We start from the raw sequence: 15,019 nt of genomic DNA on the forward strand, positions 1-15,019 counted from the left end.
CGGCGGCTGAACCGGAGGCGACGTCCGTGCGGACGAAGGTTGAACGGGACGCTCTTCCTGCCCGAGTGACCGGGCCGGGCTGCCCGGACGGGTCAGCCGCGCGCGCTCGGCCGGTTCAGGTAGGCGGAGAAGGACGACAGCAGAGCCGCGACGCCGACGATCGCGGTGACCCACCACGGGCCGCCGGTCACCAGGTTGAACACGAACGCGGCAGCCATCAGGACGGCGGCGATGATGTTCCTGATCTGCAGCCCGGAGGGTTTCGCCATGCCTCCACCTTCTCACGGCGGCCGCCGGGCGGCCTTGTCCGCTGTCGGCTAGATTGCTAGCATCCTAGAATGGCCGGTGAAGAGGTCAAGCAGTTCAACGTCTACCTGCCGGTCGAGCTGATCAAGCAGGTGAAGTACCGGGCGATCGAGACCGAGCAATCACTGTCCGCGCTGGTCGCCGCGGCCTTGCGGGCTTATCTCGGCACGCCGCCGGAACAACGAGAGGACAGCTGACATGAGCGACGGCATCACCATGTTCGTCATGGAGACGCACAACTGGGGCAAGACGGCGAAGTTCTTGCAGCGCGTGGGATTCAGCCTCGATTTCGAGACCGACCACAACTCGGGCCAGCTTTCGAACGGCGACGGCGCGCCGGTGTTCGTCGTCGAGGTGCCGGAAAGCCAGGAGCCGCGCACGGCCGTGGTGGTGGCGGTGCCGGACGAGTCGGTCGACGCGGAACTCGACGTCGTCACGCCGTTCGAGGACACCCACTACGGCACGCGCGAGATGACCGTGCGGGATCCGGACGGCCGGATCTGGACGCTGCGGGCCCCGAAGTGAGCGAGCCCGACCACACCGCGGTGCGCGTCGCGTTGTGGCGCGCGCTGCACGTGCTCGCCGATCCGCCGCCGCACGCGCTGGCCGACGAGATCGGCCTCCAGCTGGCGGATCCTGGTCCGGACTGGCGGTCCCGGCCGGACATGGACCTCGATTTCACCAGGAGGTTCCGCGCCGGAATCGCACTGCGCAGCCGGTTCGCCGAGGATCTGGTGCGCGAACGCGGGGTCGCGCAGTACGTCCTGCTCGGCGCCGGGCTGGACACGTTCGCGCAGCGGGAGCCGGAGCTGGGCGTGCGGGTGTTCGAGATCGACCAGCCGGGCACGCAGGAGTGGAAGCGGGAGCGGCTGGCCGCACTCGGGCTGCCCGCCCCGTACCGATTCGTGCCGGTCGACTTCGAATCCGGTGAACAGTGGCCGGAACGCTTGGCTGCCAACGGTTTCGAGGTCGAGAAGCCCGCGGTGGTGGCGTCCACCGGGGTCAGCATGTACCTGTCCCGCGAGGCCAACGCCGCGACGCTGCGCGCGCTCGCCGGGTTCGCTCCGGGCACCGTGGTGGCGATGACGTTCCAGATGCCGGAGGAGTACCTGGACGAGCCCGACCGCGCGGCCCGGGCGGCGGCGATGAAGGGCGCGAAGGCGGCTGGCACACCGTTCGTGAGCTTCTTCGCGCCGGACGAGATGCTGGAGTTCGCGCGGGAGTGCGGTTTTCAGGACGTCCAGCACGTCAGCGCGGCTGAGCTGAACGAGCGGTATCTGTCCGGGCGTCCGGACGGGTTGCAGGCAGCGGGGGAGGAGTTCCTGGTGGCGACGGTCAGCTGAACTCGGTTTCGCCGTAGTCGACGGGAAACCCCTCAGCGGTAAGGAAAGCGTGGAGCTGGGCGGTCAGGTCGTCCTTCTCCGCGCCAGCTTCCATCGAGGTCGTGGCGGTGGCCTCCCACTCGCCGTGGACGGAGTGCCGCCACGGCCGGAGCGTCCAGGCCAGTTCGATGCGGCCGCCGGAGCGGTAGGTCGCCGAGACGGTCAGGTCGCGGTCGGCGTTGACCCAGCGTCGTTCGCCTTCCCAGCCGCGGAAGTCGAGGCCGTCGAGGAAGCGGGCGAGGCCGCGGCCGGTGACGTAGTTGGTGACGCTTTCCAGCCGGGCGTCGATTCCGGGACCCTGGAGCCGGACGGCGAAGAACAACCGGCGGTCGAGGTGGTGGTCGGCGGCGTGCCGTTCGCCGAACCGCACCGAGACCGGTTCGCCGCCGAACACGACTTCGAGATCGTCCAGGCAGGTCATCTCGGTTTCGGACCGCAGCCAGCCGTGCGGGCAGTTCGGGTTCACTTCGCCAACGTAGCCTGCTCAGGGCGCGGATTGCCGCCGCGAGCTGATCACCCCGGTGTTGAACCCCGCGAGATGCAAACCGCCGGCGAAGCGCGCGTGCTCGATCTTCACGCAGCGGTTCATCACCACGTCCAACCCCGCCTCGCGGGCGCGGTCCGCCACCGGTTCGTGCCACAAGCCGAGCTGGAGCCACAACGTCCGCGCGCCCGCGTCGATGACCTCCTCGGCAACTCCGGGGAGGTCGTTGTGCTTGCGGAACACGCTCACCAGGTCCAGTTCGCCCGGCACGTCCGCCAGCGACGGATACACCGGCCGCCCCAGCAACGTGTCGAGCCGCGGGTTCACGAAGTTGACCTCGTACCGTGTCGAGGACAGCAGATAAGTCGCCACGAAGTAGCTCGGCCGCGCCGGATTCGCCGACGCGCCCACGACCGTCACCGATTTCGTGCGCCCCAGAAGACGCCGCCGTTCGACCGCTCCGACGTCGTAGCTCACGCGTTCACCGCCTTGTCCAGGGCTTGGTCGAGGTCCCACAGCAGATCCTCGACGTCCTCCAGACCGACCGACAGCCGGATCAGGTCCGCGCTCACCCCAGCGGCGGCGAGCTGATCCTCGGACAGCTGAGCGTGCGTCGTCGAAGCCGGATGGATCACCAGCGTCCGCGCGTCGCCGACGTTCGCCAAGTGCGACAACAGTTCCACCGATTCCACGAACTTCTCGCCCGCCGCGCGTCCGCCCTTCACCCCGAACGAAAACACCGCGCCCGGCCCCTGCGGCAGATACCGCGCAGCCCGCTCGTAGTCCGGATGCTCCGGCAACCCCGCGTAAGACACCCACGCGACCCTCGGGTCCGCGTTCAGGTACTCCGCGATCGCCTGGGCGTTGGCGACGTGCGCGTCCATCCGCTGCGGCAACGTTTCCACGCCCTGCAACAGCAAAAACGCCGAATGCGGCGACAGCACCGCGCCGATGTCGCGCAACTGCTCCGCGCGCAGCCGGGTGCAAAACGCGTACTCGCCGAAGTTTTCCCAGTACTTGAGCCCGCCGTAGCTGTCGACGGTCTCGGTCATCCGGGGGAAGTTTCCGTTGCCCCAGTTGAAAGTCCCGGCCTCGACGACGACACCGCCGAGCGTCGTGCCGTGCCCGCCGAGGAACTTCGTGGCCGAGTGCAGGACGATGTCCGCGCCGTGCTCGATCGGACGGCAGAGGTACGGCGTGGCGAGCGTCGCGTCGACCACGAGCGGAATGCCGTGCGAATGCGCGAGGTCAGCCAATCCGGCGAGGTCCGCGATCGCGCCGCTCGGATTGCCGATCACCTCGGTGTAGATCAGTTTCGTGCGATCGGTGACCGCTTCGGCGTACTTCTCGGTGTCGCCGTGCACGAACGTCGTCTCGACGCCGAACCGCGCGAGCGTGCCGGTGAGCTGCGTGACGGTCCCGCCGTACAGCCCGGCGGCCGACACGATGTGGTCCCCAGCCTCCGTGAGCGCGGAGAACGTCAGGAACTCCGCTGCCTGCCCGCTGGCCGTCGCTACTCCGCCGATCGCGCCTTCGAGACTCGCGATGCGCTCCTCGAACGCCGCGACGGTCGGGTTGCCGATGCGGCTGTAGACGTTCCCGTACTTCTGCAGCGCGAACAGGTTCGCCGCGTCGGCGGCGTCCTCGAATACGAAACTGGTCGTCTGGTAGATCGGCACCGCCCGGGCCCCGGTCGTGGGATCGGGAGTGCCGCCGGCGTGCAGGGCGCGGGTGCGGAAGCCCCAGGTGCGTTCGCTCATCGGACGTCACGCTAACCCAGCGCTGGGGGCGGCGGCCATTTCTCCCGGAGAGTGGTCCGCCTCTTACTGCACGTCGTCCCGCCGCCGCCACACACTCACCGAAACCGCCAGCGTCACCTCCCGCCCCTCCGCAGCCTCCAGCCGTTCCCGCCGTCCGTCCCGGTCCAGGTGGAACCCCGCAGGCCCCATCGCGACCACATCCCGCACCTGTTCCGCGCTGAACGCCTGAGTCCGGACCACCTCGACCCCAGACTCCCGGACAAACAACCCGCCCAACGCAGCGTCGAGCCGTTCTTCCTTCCGCGAATCCACCGCGAGCACCAGATCGCCCAGTTCCGCGAGATGCCCCGGCAACGGCGACGCCACCACCAGCTTCCCGCCCGGCGCGAGCACCCGATGGAACTCCGACGCATTCCGCGGCGAGAACACGTCCAGCACCACCGAAGCCACCCCGTCGCCCACCGGCCACGGCTCCCACAGATTCCACACCGCCGCACCCAGCCGAGCATGCGCCCGCGCGGCCCGCCGCAACGCGATCGCCGACACGTCCAGCGCGAGCCCGACCGCGTCCGGCGCGTCGTCCAGCACCCGCGAGAGGTAATAGCCAGGCCCGGCCCCGGCGTCGATGATCAACCCAGGAGCAGAACCTGCGGCAGCGACCGCTTCGGCCAGCGGCGCGTACGCCCCGGAAGACAAGAACGCCGCCCGCGCGTCCACCATCGGCGCGGTGTCGGCCGTCCCCGCCGGGATGCGCGCGTGCAGGAGGTTGACGTAACCCTGCCGGGCCAGATCGAACGAATGCCGCCGTTCGCAGCGCAGTGTCCGGCCGGTCAGTTCGACCGGCTCCGCGCACACCGAACAGCGCAGCGCTTCGATCACCCGATCAGGCAAAGACATGGCGTTATTCGACCATGAGGTTGCCTGACCGGACATTTCGCCCCGGGGTCGCGGAAACGTGCCCGTAACAACCAGCACGCCGGAGTTCACGCGAGGGAAACGTGAACCGAAGCCCGGCGAAACACCGGCGGCCAACACTTCCTCTGCAGTTGCCCACGGCACGGGAGGACGATTGTGCTGAACGCCGGAGATACCGCCTGGGTGCTGATCAGCGCCGCGCTGGTCATGCTCATGACCCCAGGCCTCGCGTTCTTCTACGGCGGCATGGTCCGCGCGAAGAGCGTTTTGAACATGTTGATGATGAACTTCATCGCACTCGCGATAGTCGGGGTGCTGTGGGTCCTCTTCGGGTTCTCGCTGTCCTTCGGCGACGACGCTTTCGGCGGCCTGGTCGGGAACTTCGACTACGCCGGCCTGTCGGACGCGTTCGGCAAGCTCGTCGGCCTCGCCAGCGCCGGCCCGCCGGAGGTTCCGTGGCCGGGACCGGACGCGTTGCCGCTGCTCGCGTTCTGCATGTTCCAGCTGATGTTCGCGATCATCACCCCGGCGCTGATTTCCGGCGCCATCGCCGATCGCGCGAAATTCTGGGGCTGGACGCTTTTCGTGACGATCTGGGTCGTCGTCGTGTATTTCCCGGTCGCGCACTGGGTGTTCTCGTTCGACGGATTCACCGGCAAGGACGCGGTGGGCGGCTGGATCGCCAACCAGCTCAAGGCGCTCGACTTCGCGGGCGGCACGGCGGTGCACATCAACGCAGGCGCCGCGGGTCTCGCCCTCGCGCTGGTGCTCGGCAAGCGCAAGGGCTGGCCGAAGGACACCGGCCGTCCGCACAACGTCCCGTTCGTCCTGCTCGGCGCGTCGCTGCTGTGGTTCGGCTGGTACGGCTTCAACGCCGGTTCCGCGCTCGGCGCGAACGACCTGGCGGGCGTCGCGTTCACCAACACCACCGTCGCGACCGCGGCCGCGGTGCTCGGCTGGCTGCTCGTGGAACAGCTGAAGTTCGGCAAGCCGACCACGCTCGGCGCGGCTTCCGGCGCGGTCGCCGGGCTGGTCGCGATCACGCCCGCCTGCGGTTTCGTGAGCCCGCTCGGTTCGATCGCGATCGGCGTGATCGCCGGGGTGCTGTGCGCGCTGGCCATCTCGCTGAAGTTCCGGTTCGGCTTCGACGACTCCCTCGACGTCGTCGGCGTGCACCTCGTCGGCGGTCTCGTCGGCACCGTGCTGATCGGGTTCTTCGCCACCAAGAGCGTGAACTCGGCGGGCGCGGACGGCCTGTTCTACGGCGGCGGTTTCAAGCAGCTGGGCATCCAGGTGGTCGCTGCGCTTGCGGTACTGGGCTACTCGTTCATCATGACCTTGATCATCGGTTTCGCGATCAAGAAGGCGGGCGGGTTCCGCGTCAGCACCGAACACGAGGTCAGCGGCATCGACGAGGGCCAGCACGCGGAGAGCGCCTACGACTTCACCGGCATGGGCGGCCTCGGCCACTCGGCGACGTTCCCGGTCAAGCCCGTCACGAAACTCGAGGAGACGAAGGCATGAAGCTCATCACCGCGATCGTCAAGCCGTTCACGCTCGACGACGTCCGCTCCTCGCTGGAGCAGCTGGGCGTGCTCGGCATGACGGTGAGCGAGGTCCAGGGCTACGGCAGGCAGAAGGGCCACACCGAGGTCTACCGCGGGGCCGAGTATTCGGTGGATTTCGTGGCCAAGCTGAAGATCGAGGTCGTGGTGGACGACGCCGTGGTCGAGAAGGTCCTCGACGCGGTCACCACCGCCGCACACACCGGCAAGATCGGCGACGGGAAGGTCTGGGTGACGCCAGTGGAGACGGTGATCCGGGTCCGCACCGGCGAACGCGGCACGGACGCGCTGTAGCCGATGACCGACGGGGGAGAACTCGCCCGAGCCACCGCGCTGCTGCTCGAAGGACGGCACGGAGCGCCCGCACTGCGGACGTCCCTGGTCGATCTGTACGAGTTCTGGCTCGGGAAAGGAGCGGCGGCGGCCGGCGTCGACACTGCGGAACCCAGTGTCGCGCTGGTCGCCGTGGGGGGTCTGGGACGGCGCGAGCTGGTGCCGTGTTCCGATCTCGATTTAGTGTTGCTGCACAACGGAAACAATCAGATCGGGGAGATCGCCGACGCGTTGTGGTACCCGCTGTGGGACGCGCGGGTCGGCCTCGACCATTCGGTCCGCACCCCGGGCGAGGCGCTGAAAGTCGCGGCGGAGGACCTGCGCACCGCGCTCGGCCTGCTCGACGCCCGGCATCTGGCCGGCGACCCGGGCCTCACCGAGCGGCTGGCGTCCGCCGCCCGCGACCAGTGGCGGCGAACCGCCCGCAAACGCCTGCCTGAGCTGGCGGAATCCGTCCACGCCCGGTGGCGGCGCAGCGGCGAGATCGCCCAGTCCGCCGAACCGGATCTGAAACACGGTCGCGGCGGCCTGCGTGACTTCGGAGTGCTGGAAGCCCTAGCGGCGGCACAGCTCACCGCGCGACCGGGCGAGGAACTGCTGGCGGCAAAGCAACTCCTGCTCGACGTCCGCACTGAACTGCGCCGAGAGTCGCGTCGCGAACGAGACATCCTCGGCGCTGCCGACGCCGACGTGGTGGCGCACGAGCTAGAGCTTGGCGACCGATTCACCTTGGCGCGCAAGCTTTCCGGTGCGGGCCGGACCATCGCCTACGCCGTCGATGTCGCCCTTCGGTCCACTGTGGAACAACCACGCCCGCGTTTCGGCCGACGGCCAGTCCGACGCCCGCTCGCCGAGGGCGTCGTGCTGCACGGCGACGAAGTCGCATTGGCCCGAGACGCACTTCCCGCCCGAGACCCAGCGCTCCTGCTTCGCGCGGCAGCCGCCTCGGCGCGCACTCGAAAACCCATCTCGCCAGGCACTTTGCGGACGCTCGCGGATTCCGCGCCCGAACTGCGGGAGCCGTGGCCGGACGACGCCCGCAACGCCCTCGTCGAACTGCTGGGCGCGGGGGAGGGGCTGGTCGACGCGGTCGAAGCGCTGGACCGCACCGGCTTGTGGTCCCGGCTGTTCCCGGAATGGGGTGCGGTGCGCGATCTGCCGCCGCGGTCGCCAGTGCACCAATGGACCGTCGACCGGCACCTGGTCCAGGCATGCGTCGAAGCAGCGAAGCTGACCACCACTGTCTCGCGGCCGGACCTGCTGCTGATCGGCGCGCTGCTGCACGACATCGGCAAGGGCCGCGAGGCCGACCACTCCGAACTGGGCGCGAAGATCTCCGCTTCGGTGGCGCAACGGCTGGGCCTGCCGCCCGCGGACGTCGCGACGGTCTCCGCGATGGTCCGGCACCACCTGCTGCTCCCGCACACCGCGACCAGACGCGACATCGGCGACCCCGCGACGATCTCGCGCGTGGTGAAAACCCTGGACAGCGACGTCGTCCTGCTGGAACTCCTGCACGCCCTCACCCGCGCCGATTCGCTGGCCACCGGGCCCGGCGTCTGGACCGACTGGAAGGACCGGCTGCTCGCCGAACTCGTCAGCGGCTGCGAGGAAGCGGTGCACGGCAAGGGTTTCACGCCGCCCGAACCGCTGGACGACGACCAACGCGAGCTGGTCGCCGAGGCCGCCCGGACCGGGACCGGCCAGATCCGGATCTCCTCGCACGGCAAGGTCGTGACGGTGCTGCTGGCCGTGCCCGCGGACCGCGAACTGCTCGCACCCGCGGCCGGCGTGCTGGCCTTGAACTCGCTGGAGGTCCACTCGGCGATCCTGCGCGAGCACTCCGGCCGCGGCCGGGCAGGCGTTTTCACGGCGTCGCCGAAGTTCGGCTCGCTGCCGGATCCCGCGCTGCTGCGGGAACAGTTCGCCCGCGCCGTCGCCGGAACGCTGCCGCTCACCCAACGCCTGGCGGCGAAGGAACGCGACTACGCCACCGCGTCGTCCGTCGTCGTCAAGCCGGTCGTGCGGTGGTTCGACGACGAAACGAGCGGCCCGGACGCCGTCGTGCTCGAACTGCGCGCCGCCGACCGGATCGGCCTGCTGTTCCGCGTGGCGAGTGCCCTGCGCCGCGCTGAGGCCGACGTCCACTGGGCGAAAGCAGCCACTCTCGGCGGGGCCGTCGTCGACTCCTTCGCCCTGTCGCCCCGCTCCGGCCACGTCACCCCGGCGTGGCGAACCGCCATCACCGACGCCGTCCTCGCCGCAGTCGCCTAGTTGTCCGTGAAGGGCTCCTTGAGGGAATTAGATTCCCTCAAGGAGCCCTTCACGGACGGCTGGCCGCGGCGAGCAGACCCGGCCGGGTTGCGCCATCCGGGCTCACCCATCCGGGGTGTCGGGAGCGAAAAGGCCGGTTCCGGTGGCAGGATGGCAGGTCCGAGCGAGGGGGCGAGGTGAGCGCGGTGCGGGGTCAGGAGAACTTGCCCGAGCTTTCGCTGCCCCCGACAGTGGTCGCCGGACACCTGCGCACCTGCGCCGAAGAACTCTCCGCCCTGCTCCGCGGCGACGGCTCCGCCGCCACCCTCGGCGAGCTGTCCGAGGTCGTCGCCCAGCTCGTCGCGGGACAGCACGCGCTTTCCCACGCACTCGCCGGTCTGGCCGGCCGGATGGACGTCCGCAACCCCGCGCTCGCCGCCGTCTCGCCGTCCGAGGTCGAGGTGCTGACCGAAGTCCTCCAGGCCGCCGCCTGCGCGGTGAGCTGCTCGGCCGAGGAACTCGCCGACTCGGAACCGCTTTTCGAGTTCACGAGCGACTCCGCGGGGCCCGACACCCGCGTTTGAGTAGTCCTACTCAGTCCGGATTGAGGGACTTCACGCTGCCGCGCGCCCCGTCCCGGAAGGCAGACTTCTCGCCAACGCCGGGTGGTCGAGGGGGAACCGCTCCGCGTGCCTGCGGCGGAAGGCTCCCGGGGAGGTGAGCTCTTCCGCCACAGTTCCGGGGACGGCCGTGGGGAGCGGCCGCCCCGGAACTCCAGGTCTCAGGAATCCGCGAGCCGCGTCAGCAGCCCGGCCGCGAGCCGGAGCAGCTCCTGTTCGGTGGGGCTCAGCGTCCGTTCGACCGCCGCGGCCAGCCAGGTCTCCCGCGCGACCGAGTAGCCGCGCAGCTCCCGCAGCCCGGCCGGGGTGATGTCGATCAGCGACCGCCGTCCGTCCGCCGGATCCGGGGTGCGCGTGATCCATTCGCGTTCGGCCAGCGACGCCAGGATCCGCGTCAGCGACTGCGGGTGGATCCGTTCGGCCTCGGCCAGCTCGCTCGGCGTGTGCGTGCCGCCTCGGTACAGCCGCGACAGCACCGCCAGCACGGCCGGCCCCGGCGCGGGCGTGCCCGCCTCGGAGCGCATCCGCCAGTTCAGCCGTCCGACGCCCTCGCGCACCGTCCGGGCCAGCGTCGCCAGCTCGTCGGCGGGTTCGGTCTGCATGAGGTCAGATTAGGCGGTTTCCCCGCGCACCAGCCGCGCATACCGTCCCTCTTGCGCGAGCAGTTCGGCATGCGTCCCGCGCTCGGCGATCCGCCCGCCGTCCAGCACCGCGATCTGGTCCGCATGCTCCACAGTGGACAGCCGATGCGCGATCGCGATCGTCGTGCGGCCAGCGGCGAGCCGGTCCAGTTCCGCCTGCACCGCCCGTTCGGTGCGGTTGTCGAGCGAACTCGTCGCCTCGTCCAAGATCAGCACCGGCGGATTGCGCAGCAGGATCCGCGCGATCGCCATCCGCTGCTTCTCCCCGCCGGAAAACCGGTAGCCGCGCTCGCCGACCACCGTGTCGTACCCCTCCGGCAGCGCGGCCAGCGTGTCGTGGATGTGCGCGGCCTTCGCGGCGTTCTCCAGCTCCTCGTCGGTCGCGTCCGGCTTCGCGAACCGCAGGTTCTCCCGCACCGACGCGTGAAACAGATACGTCTCCTGCGACACCAGCCCGACCCCGGCGGCCAGCGAAGCGAGCGTGACGTCTCGGACGTCCGTTCCGTCCAGGCACACCTTTCCCTCGGTCACCTCGTACAGCCGAGCGACCAGATAGGCGAGCGTCGTTTTCCCCGAACCCGTCGATCCGACCAACGCCGTCGTGGTCCCCGCGGGCACGTCGAGATCGATGTCGCGCAAGGTCCACGGCCCCTCGTCGTCGTAGCGGAACGACACCCCGCGCATCGACACCGCCCCGCCGCTGAGGACCAGCTCACGCGCGCCCGGCCGGTCGTCGATCTCCACCGGCAGGTCGAGCACCTCGAAGATCCGCCCGAACAACGCCTTCGCCGACGCGACGTTCTGGCCCACCGTCTGCATCGCCGTCGCCGGGGCGAGCAGCCGGTTCAGCATGCTGGTGAACGCGACGACAGTGCCCAGCGAGATCGGTGCCGCACCACCGGCGAGTTCCAGCCCGGCCGCCCAGTAGACGAGCGCCGGGACGATCGTCAGGCTCATCGTCCGCGCCGCCCGCTGCCACCGCCCGGCCAGCGCGGCACTGCGCTCCAGCGCCGCGACCTCGCGCGATTCCTCGGCGAACCGGTCGCGCATCAGCTTCGCGTTGCCCATCGTCTTGGCCAGCAGCACGCCGGTGACCGACAGCGATTCCTCGACGATCGTGGTCAGCCGCGCCATCCGCCGGGTCCGGCCGCGGGCGAGCCTGCGCTGCTTGCCGCCGAGCCGCAGCGTGAACAGCAGGAACAACGGCACGACGACCAGCGACAACAGCGCCAGCTGCCAGTCCATGACCAGGATCGCCACCGCGATCGCCAGCGCCGTGGTGCCGTTTTGCACGATCGAAGCGGCGGTCCCGGTCACGACGTTGTCCACGCCGCCGATGTCGTTGAACACCCGCGACAGCACCTCGCCGGTCTTGGTCCGGGTGTAGAAGCCCAGCGACATCCGCTGCAGATGGCCGTACACCGCCACCCGCAGCTCGTTCATCACCCGCTGGCCGATGGTGTTGGACAGCCCGGTGGTCCGCACGCTCAGCGCCCCGGCCCCGAGCGCGGCGGCGATCATCCCGGCCGCCAGCAGGCTCACCAGCAGGGCGTCGCGGCGCGGCAGCGCGTCGTCCAGCATCTCCCGCAGCAGGAACGGCGAGGCGACGCCCAGCCCGGCCTGCACGACCAGCAGCGCGCACAGCCCGGCCAGCGCCCGCCGGTGCGGCCGGAACAGGCCCGCGACGCGCCGGAACGGGACCTGTTCGTCCTCGTCCCCTGCCGGTTCGGCGAGCGTCGGACGCCGGGCAGTAGCTGATGTCATACGCCTATGTTTACTTAATTGCCGAGCCTGGTCGAGCACTTTTCGCTCAGCTGACGTGTTTTCGCTCGGTCAATTACTACGCTCTTGCGTAGCACCTCTCCCGTACCCGTGAAGGCCGGGCGGCCGGTGCGGCTACCCTCGGAAGATGCCGGGGGTGCCGAGCACCGCCCGGCACGCGAACTTTCGACCCAGCTGGAGCGTGCACCCCCGTGTTCGACACCCTCTCCGATCGGCTCACCTCGGCCCTGCAGTCGCTCTCGCGCAAGGGCCGGCTGTCCGACGCCGACATCGACGCCACCGCGCGCGAGATCCGCATCGCGCTGCTGGAAGCGGACGTCGCGCTCCCGGTGGTCAAGGCGTTCATCGCGAAGATCAAGGACCGGGCGAAGGGCGCCGAGGTCTCCCAGGCGCTGAACCCGGCGCAGCAGGTCGTCAAGATCGTCAACGAGGAACTGGTCGGCATCCTCGGCGGCGAGACGCGGCGGCTGAACCTGGCCAAGAACCCGCCGTCGGTGATCATGCTCGCCGGTCTCCAGGGCGCCGGTAAGACGACGCTGGCGGGCAAGCTGGCGATGTGGCTGAAGAAGCAGGGCCACGCGCCGATGCTGGTCGCCTGTGACCTCCAGCGGCCGAACGCGGTCAACCAGCTGCAGATCGTCGGCGAGCGCGCGGGCGTCACCACCTTCGCGCCGGAGCCGGGCAACGGCGTCGGCGACCCGGTCGACGTCGCCCGTCGCGCCATCGAAGAGGCGAAGCACGCGCAGCACGACATCGTCGTGGTCGACACCGCTGGTCGTCTCGGTGTCGACGAAGAGCTGATGAAGCAGGCCAGTGATATCAGGGCAGCCATTCGCCCCGATGAGGTCCTGTTCGTGGTCGACGCCATGATCGGTCAGGACGCGGTCACCACGGCCGAGGCGTTCCGCGACGGCGTCGGCTTCACCGGCGTGGTGCTCACGAAGCTCGACGGCGACGCTCGCGGTGGCGCCGCGCTGTCCGTCCGCGAGGTCACCGGCCAGCCGATCCTCTTCGCGTCCAACGGCGAGAAGCTCGAAGACTTCGACACGTTCCACCCGGACCGGATGGCCTCGCGCATCCTGGGCATGGGCGACGTGCTGACCCTGATCGAGCAGGCCGAACAGCACTTCGACCAGGAGCAGGCCGAACAGGCCGCGCAGAAGCTCACCAGCGGGCAGCTCACGCTGGAGGACTTCCTCGAGCAGATGCTCGCCGTGCGCAAGATGGGCCCGATCGGCAACCTGCTCGGCATGCTGCCCGGTGCCGGCCAGATGAAAGACCAGCTCGCGGCGGTCGACGACAAGCAGCTCGACCGGCTGCAGGCGATCATCCGCGGCATGACGCCCGCCGAGCGCGCCGACCCGAAGATCATCAACGGCTCGCGCCGGCTGCGCATCGCCAACGGCTCCGGCGTCACCGTCCGCGAGGTCAACGACCTGGTCAACCGCTTCTTCGAGGCGCGCAAGATGATGGCGCAGATGGCCGGCCGGTTCGGCTTCGGCGGCGGGGGCGGCGGAAGCAAGAACCGCAAGGGCAAGAAGGGGAAGAAGGGCAAGGGGCGCGGCCCCACGCAGCCGAAGATGCGCGGCGGGATGCCCGGCGGCATGCCGATGCTGCCCCCGGGCGGCGGGATGCCCGGCGGAATGCCGGACCTGTCCCAGCTCGGCGGCATGAACGACGTGCCCGGCTTCGACCCGTCCAAGTTCAAGCTGCCGAAGGACCCGAAGAACAATTGAGCCCGCTGCACCTCTCCGGCACCGTCCTGCCCGACGGCGAACCGCGTGACCTCTGGATCCACGACGGAAAGCTGTCGTTCGAGCCGATTTCCGGCGCGGAAACGCTGTCCACTGGCGGATTCGTGGTCCCGGGGCTGGTCGACGCGCACTGCCACCCGGGCCTCGGCCCGCGCGGCGGGCTGTCGGTAGAGGAAGCGGCGGACCAGGCTGCGACCGACCGCGACGCGGGCACGCTGCTGATCCGCGACTGCGGCCTGCCGCTCGACGTCCGGCCGCTGCAATCGCGCGCCGACCTGCCGACGATCATCCGCTGCGGACGCCATCTGGCGCTGCCGAAGCGGTACATCCCCGGTTTTGCGATCGAGCTGGACGACCCGGCGCTGCTGCCCGAAGCGGTCGCCGAACAGGCCCGCGACGGCGACGGCTGGGTCAAGCTGGTCGGCGACTGGATCGACCGCGGCCAAGGCGACCTCGCACCGCTGTGGCCGGACGACGTCCTCGCCGAAGCCATCCGCGTCGCCCACGACCTCGGCGCGCGCGTCACCGCGCACGTGTTCGGCGAAGCGGCGTTGCCGGGCTTGATCGGCGCGGGCATCGACTGTCTCGAACACGGCACCGCGCTGTCGCCAGACCAGCTCGCCGAACTCGCGCGCCGGGATGTCGCGTTGGTGCCCACGCTCATCAACATCGAGAACTTCCCGGGCATCGCGGACAAGGCGGGCAAGTACCCGACGTACGCGGCACACATGCGCGCGCTGCACGCCGGTGTCGCCGACATGGTGTCCTCGGCGGTCGAAGCGGGCGTACGCGTCTTCGCGGGCACGGACGCGGGCGGAATGGTCGCGCACGGCCGTATCGCCGACGAGGTCGAAGCGCTCCATCGCGCCGGGATGTCGCGTACGCAGGCTCTCGCGAGCGCGTCCTGGGAGGCGCGCGAATGGCTGGGCCACCCCGGCATCGAGCACGGAGCCCCGGCCGACTTGATCGTCTACGCCGACGACCCGCGCGCCGACCTCGCCGCCCTGCACCACCCGACCCACATCGTCTTGGGCGGCACCGTCTTCCACTGACCCCGCCAGCGCCACATCGCCAAGCGGGGTCCGCTCCCTCACACGACCGAGACGTCCGTGAGGGGAACCCTGCGGGAATCAGATTCCCTCAGGGTTCCCCCCCACGACCACCGGCCGAGCCGGGAGCCCCAACGGAGTATGCCCCCCAACCCGTGACGTATTAAAAAAAGAA

At 69.8% G+C, this 15,019-nt stretch carries 16 protein-coding genes; 9 read left to right on the forward strand and 7 right to left on the reverse strand.

The window, feature by feature from the left end:
* Positions 1–92: 92 nt before the first annotated feature.
* Positions 93–269 carry a hypothetical protein gene (locus ACWGIC_RS34425; RefSeq protein WP_167441866.1) on the reverse strand — a complete coding sequence of 59 codons (177 nt, stop codon included), beginning with the start codon at positions 267–269 and terminating at the stop codon, positions 93–95.
* Positions 270–338: 69 nt separating this feature from the next.
* Here ACWGIC_RS34425 and ACWGIC_RS34430 point away from each other — a divergent pair, with 69 nt between their 5' ends.
* Genes ACWGIC_RS34430 through ACWGIC_RS34440 form a run of 3 tightly spaced genes read left to right on the forward strand, consistent with a single transcriptional unit; the run spans position 339 to position 1,649 of the window.
* Positions 339–503 carry a ribbon-helix-helix protein, CopG family gene (locus ACWGIC_RS34430; protein ID WP_452080098.1) on the forward strand — a complete coding sequence of 55 codons (165 nt, stop codon included), beginning with the start codon at positions 339–341 and terminating at the stop codon, positions 501–503.
* A 1-nt stretch (position 504) separates the two neighbouring features.
* Positions 505–831 (forward strand): VOC family protein, encoded by a 327-nt coding sequence (locus ACWGIC_RS34435; protein ID WP_452080099.1) that lies wholly within the window; start codon positions 505–507, stop codon positions 829–831.
* Positions 828–1,649, forward strand: a complete 822-nt coding sequence (locus tag ACWGIC_RS34440; protein ID WP_452080100.1) for a class I SAM-dependent methyltransferase — start codon at positions 828–830, stop codon at positions 1,647–1,649. The genes ACWGIC_RS34435 and ACWGIC_RS34440 overlap by 4 nt, the downstream gene beginning before the upstream one ends.
* On the opposite strand, the gene ACWGIC_RS34445 is transcribed toward ACWGIC_RS34440, so the two are convergent.
* The 4 genes from ACWGIC_RS34445 to ACWGIC_RS34460 form a co-directional block, all read right to left on the reverse strand.
* Positions 1,642–2,154: a DUF6228 family protein gene (locus tag ACWGIC_RS34445; protein WP_452080101.1), complete on the reverse strand. Its 513-nt coding sequence runs from the start codon at positions 2,152–2,154 to the stop codon at positions 1,642–1,644. The two genes, ACWGIC_RS34440 and ACWGIC_RS34445, sit on opposite strands and share 8 nt — an antisense overlap.
* An 18-nt stretch (positions 2,155–2,172) precedes the next feature.
* Positions 2,173–2,649: a CoA-binding protein gene (locus ACWGIC_RS34450; RefSeq protein WP_452080102.1), complete on the reverse strand. Its 477-nt coding sequence runs from the start codon at positions 2,647–2,649 to the stop codon at positions 2,173–2,175.
* Positions 2,646–3,932 carry an O-acetylhomoserine aminocarboxypropyltransferase/cysteine synthase family protein gene (locus ACWGIC_RS34455; protein ID WP_452080103.1) on the reverse strand — a complete coding sequence of 429 codons (1,287 nt, stop codon included), beginning with the start codon at positions 3,930–3,932 and terminating at the stop codon, positions 2,646–2,648. The genes ACWGIC_RS34450 and ACWGIC_RS34455 overlap by 4 nt, the downstream gene beginning before the upstream one ends.
* 63 nt (positions 3,933–3,995) lie before the next feature.
* The gene (locus ACWGIC_RS34460) at positions 3,996–4,829 is read right to left on the reverse strand and encodes a putative RNA methyltransferase (RefSeq protein ID WP_452080104.1); all 834 of its coding nucleotides are present in this window, start codon (positions 4,827–4,829) and stop codon (positions 3,996–3,998) included.
* 174 nt (positions 4,830–5,003) lie between these two features.
* On the opposite strand from ACWGIC_RS34460, the gene ACWGIC_RS34465 reads away from it, so the two are divergent.
* From ACWGIC_RS34465 to ACWGIC_RS34480, 4 genes are all read left to right on the forward strand, one after another.
* Positions 5,004–6,371, forward strand: a complete 1,368-nt coding sequence (locus tag ACWGIC_RS34465) for an ammonium transporter (protein ID WP_452080105.1) — start codon at positions 5,004–5,006, stop codon at positions 6,369–6,371.
* A complete protein-coding gene (locus tag ACWGIC_RS34470) occupies positions 6,368–6,706 on the forward strand; it encodes a P-II family nitrogen regulator (protein ID WP_037358212.1) in 339 nt (112 codons plus the stop codon). Before ACWGIC_RS34465 ends, ACWGIC_RS34470 begins: the two co-directional genes overlap by 4 nt.
* Before the next feature lie 3 nt (positions 6,707–6,709).
* Complete coding sequence (locus ACWGIC_RS34475) at positions 6,710–9,019, forward strand: [protein-PII] uridylyltransferase (protein ID WP_452080106.1); 2,310 nt, start codon at positions 6,710–6,712, stop codon at positions 9,017–9,019.
* Between the two features lie 176 nt (positions 9,020–9,195).
* A complete protein-coding gene (locus tag ACWGIC_RS34480) occupies positions 9,196–9,582 on the forward strand; it encodes a hypothetical protein (protein WP_452080107.1) in 387 nt (128 codons plus the stop codon).
* Positions 9,583–9,779: 197 nt separating this feature from the next.
* Here the strand turns inward: ACWGIC_RS34480 and ACWGIC_RS34485 are convergent, their stop codons facing one another.
* Together ACWGIC_RS34485 and ACWGIC_RS34490 are read right to left on the reverse strand one after the other, a co-directional pair.
* Complete coding sequence (locus tag ACWGIC_RS34485; protein ID WP_452080108.1) at positions 9,780–10,220, reverse strand: MarR family winged helix-turn-helix transcriptional regulator; 441 nt, start codon at positions 10,218–10,220, stop codon at positions 9,780–9,782.
* A gap of 9 nt (positions 10,221–10,229) precedes the next feature.
* Positions 10,230–12,023: an ABC transporter ATP-binding protein gene (locus ACWGIC_RS34490; RefSeq protein WP_452080109.1), complete on the reverse strand. Its 1,794-nt coding sequence runs from the start codon at positions 12,021–12,023 to the stop codon at positions 10,230–10,232.
* A 209-nt stretch (positions 12,024–12,232) separates the two neighbouring features.
* On the opposite strand from ACWGIC_RS34490, the gene ffh reads away from it, so the two are divergent.
* Both ffh and ACWGIC_RS34500 read left to right on the forward strand, forming a co-directional pair.
* Entirely contained in the window at positions 12,233–13,777 is a 1,545-nt protein-coding gene (ffh, locus tag ACWGIC_RS34495) for a signal recognition particle protein (RefSeq protein WP_452080110.1), read from the forward strand.
* Positions 13,774–14,847 (forward strand): amidohydrolase family protein, encoded by a 1,074-nt coding sequence (locus ACWGIC_RS34500; RefSeq protein ID WP_452080111.1) that lies wholly within the window; start codon positions 13,774–13,776, stop codon positions 14,845–14,847. The genes ffh and ACWGIC_RS34500 overlap by 4 nt, the downstream gene beginning before the upstream one ends.
* The last annotated feature ends 172 nt before the right edge of the window (positions 14,848–15,019 follow it).

The sequence above is a fragment of the Amycolatopsis sp. NPDC054798 genome (assembly GCF_053611505.1).

What these genes read in the sequence shown, in the direction of transcription:
- ACWGIC_RS34425 (WP_167441866.1), bottom strand. Translation starts at nt 269, where the DNA reads ATGGCGAAACCCTCCGGGCTGCAGATCAGGAACATCATCGCCGCCGTC.
- ACWGIC_RS34430 (WP_452080098.1), top strand. Translation starts at nt 339, where the DNA reads ATGGCCGGTGAAGAGGTCAAGCAGTTCAACGTCTACCTGCCGGTCGAG.
- ACWGIC_RS34435 (WP_452080099.1), top strand. Translation starts at nt 505, where the DNA reads ATGAGCGACGGCATCACCATGTTCGTCATGGAGACGCACAACTGGGGC.
- ACWGIC_RS34455 (WP_452080103.1), bottom strand. Translation starts at nt 3,932, where the DNA reads ATGAGCGAACGCACCTGGGGCTTCCGCACCCGCGCCCTGCACGCCGGC.
- ACWGIC_RS34460 (WP_452080104.1), bottom strand. Translation starts at nt 4,829, where the DNA reads ATGTCTTTGCCTGATCGGGTGATCGAAGCGCTGCGCTGTTCGGTGTGC.
- ACWGIC_RS34470 (WP_037358212.1), top strand. Translation starts at nt 6,368, where the DNA reads ATGAAGCTCATCACCGCGATCGTCAAGCCGTTCACGCTCGACGACGTC.
- ACWGIC_RS34475 (WP_452080106.1), top strand. Translation starts at nt 6,710, where the DNA reads ATGACCGACGGGGGAGAACTCGCCCGAGCCACCGCGCTGCTGCTCGAA.
- ACWGIC_RS34485 (WP_452080108.1), bottom strand. Translation starts at nt 10,220, where the DNA reads ATGCAGACCGAACCCGCCGACGAGCTGGCGACGCTGGCCCGGACGGTG.
- ACWGIC_RS34490 (WP_452080109.1), bottom strand. Translation starts at nt 12,023, where the DNA reads ATGACATCAGCTACTGCCCGGCGTCCGACGCTCGCCGAACCGGCAGGG.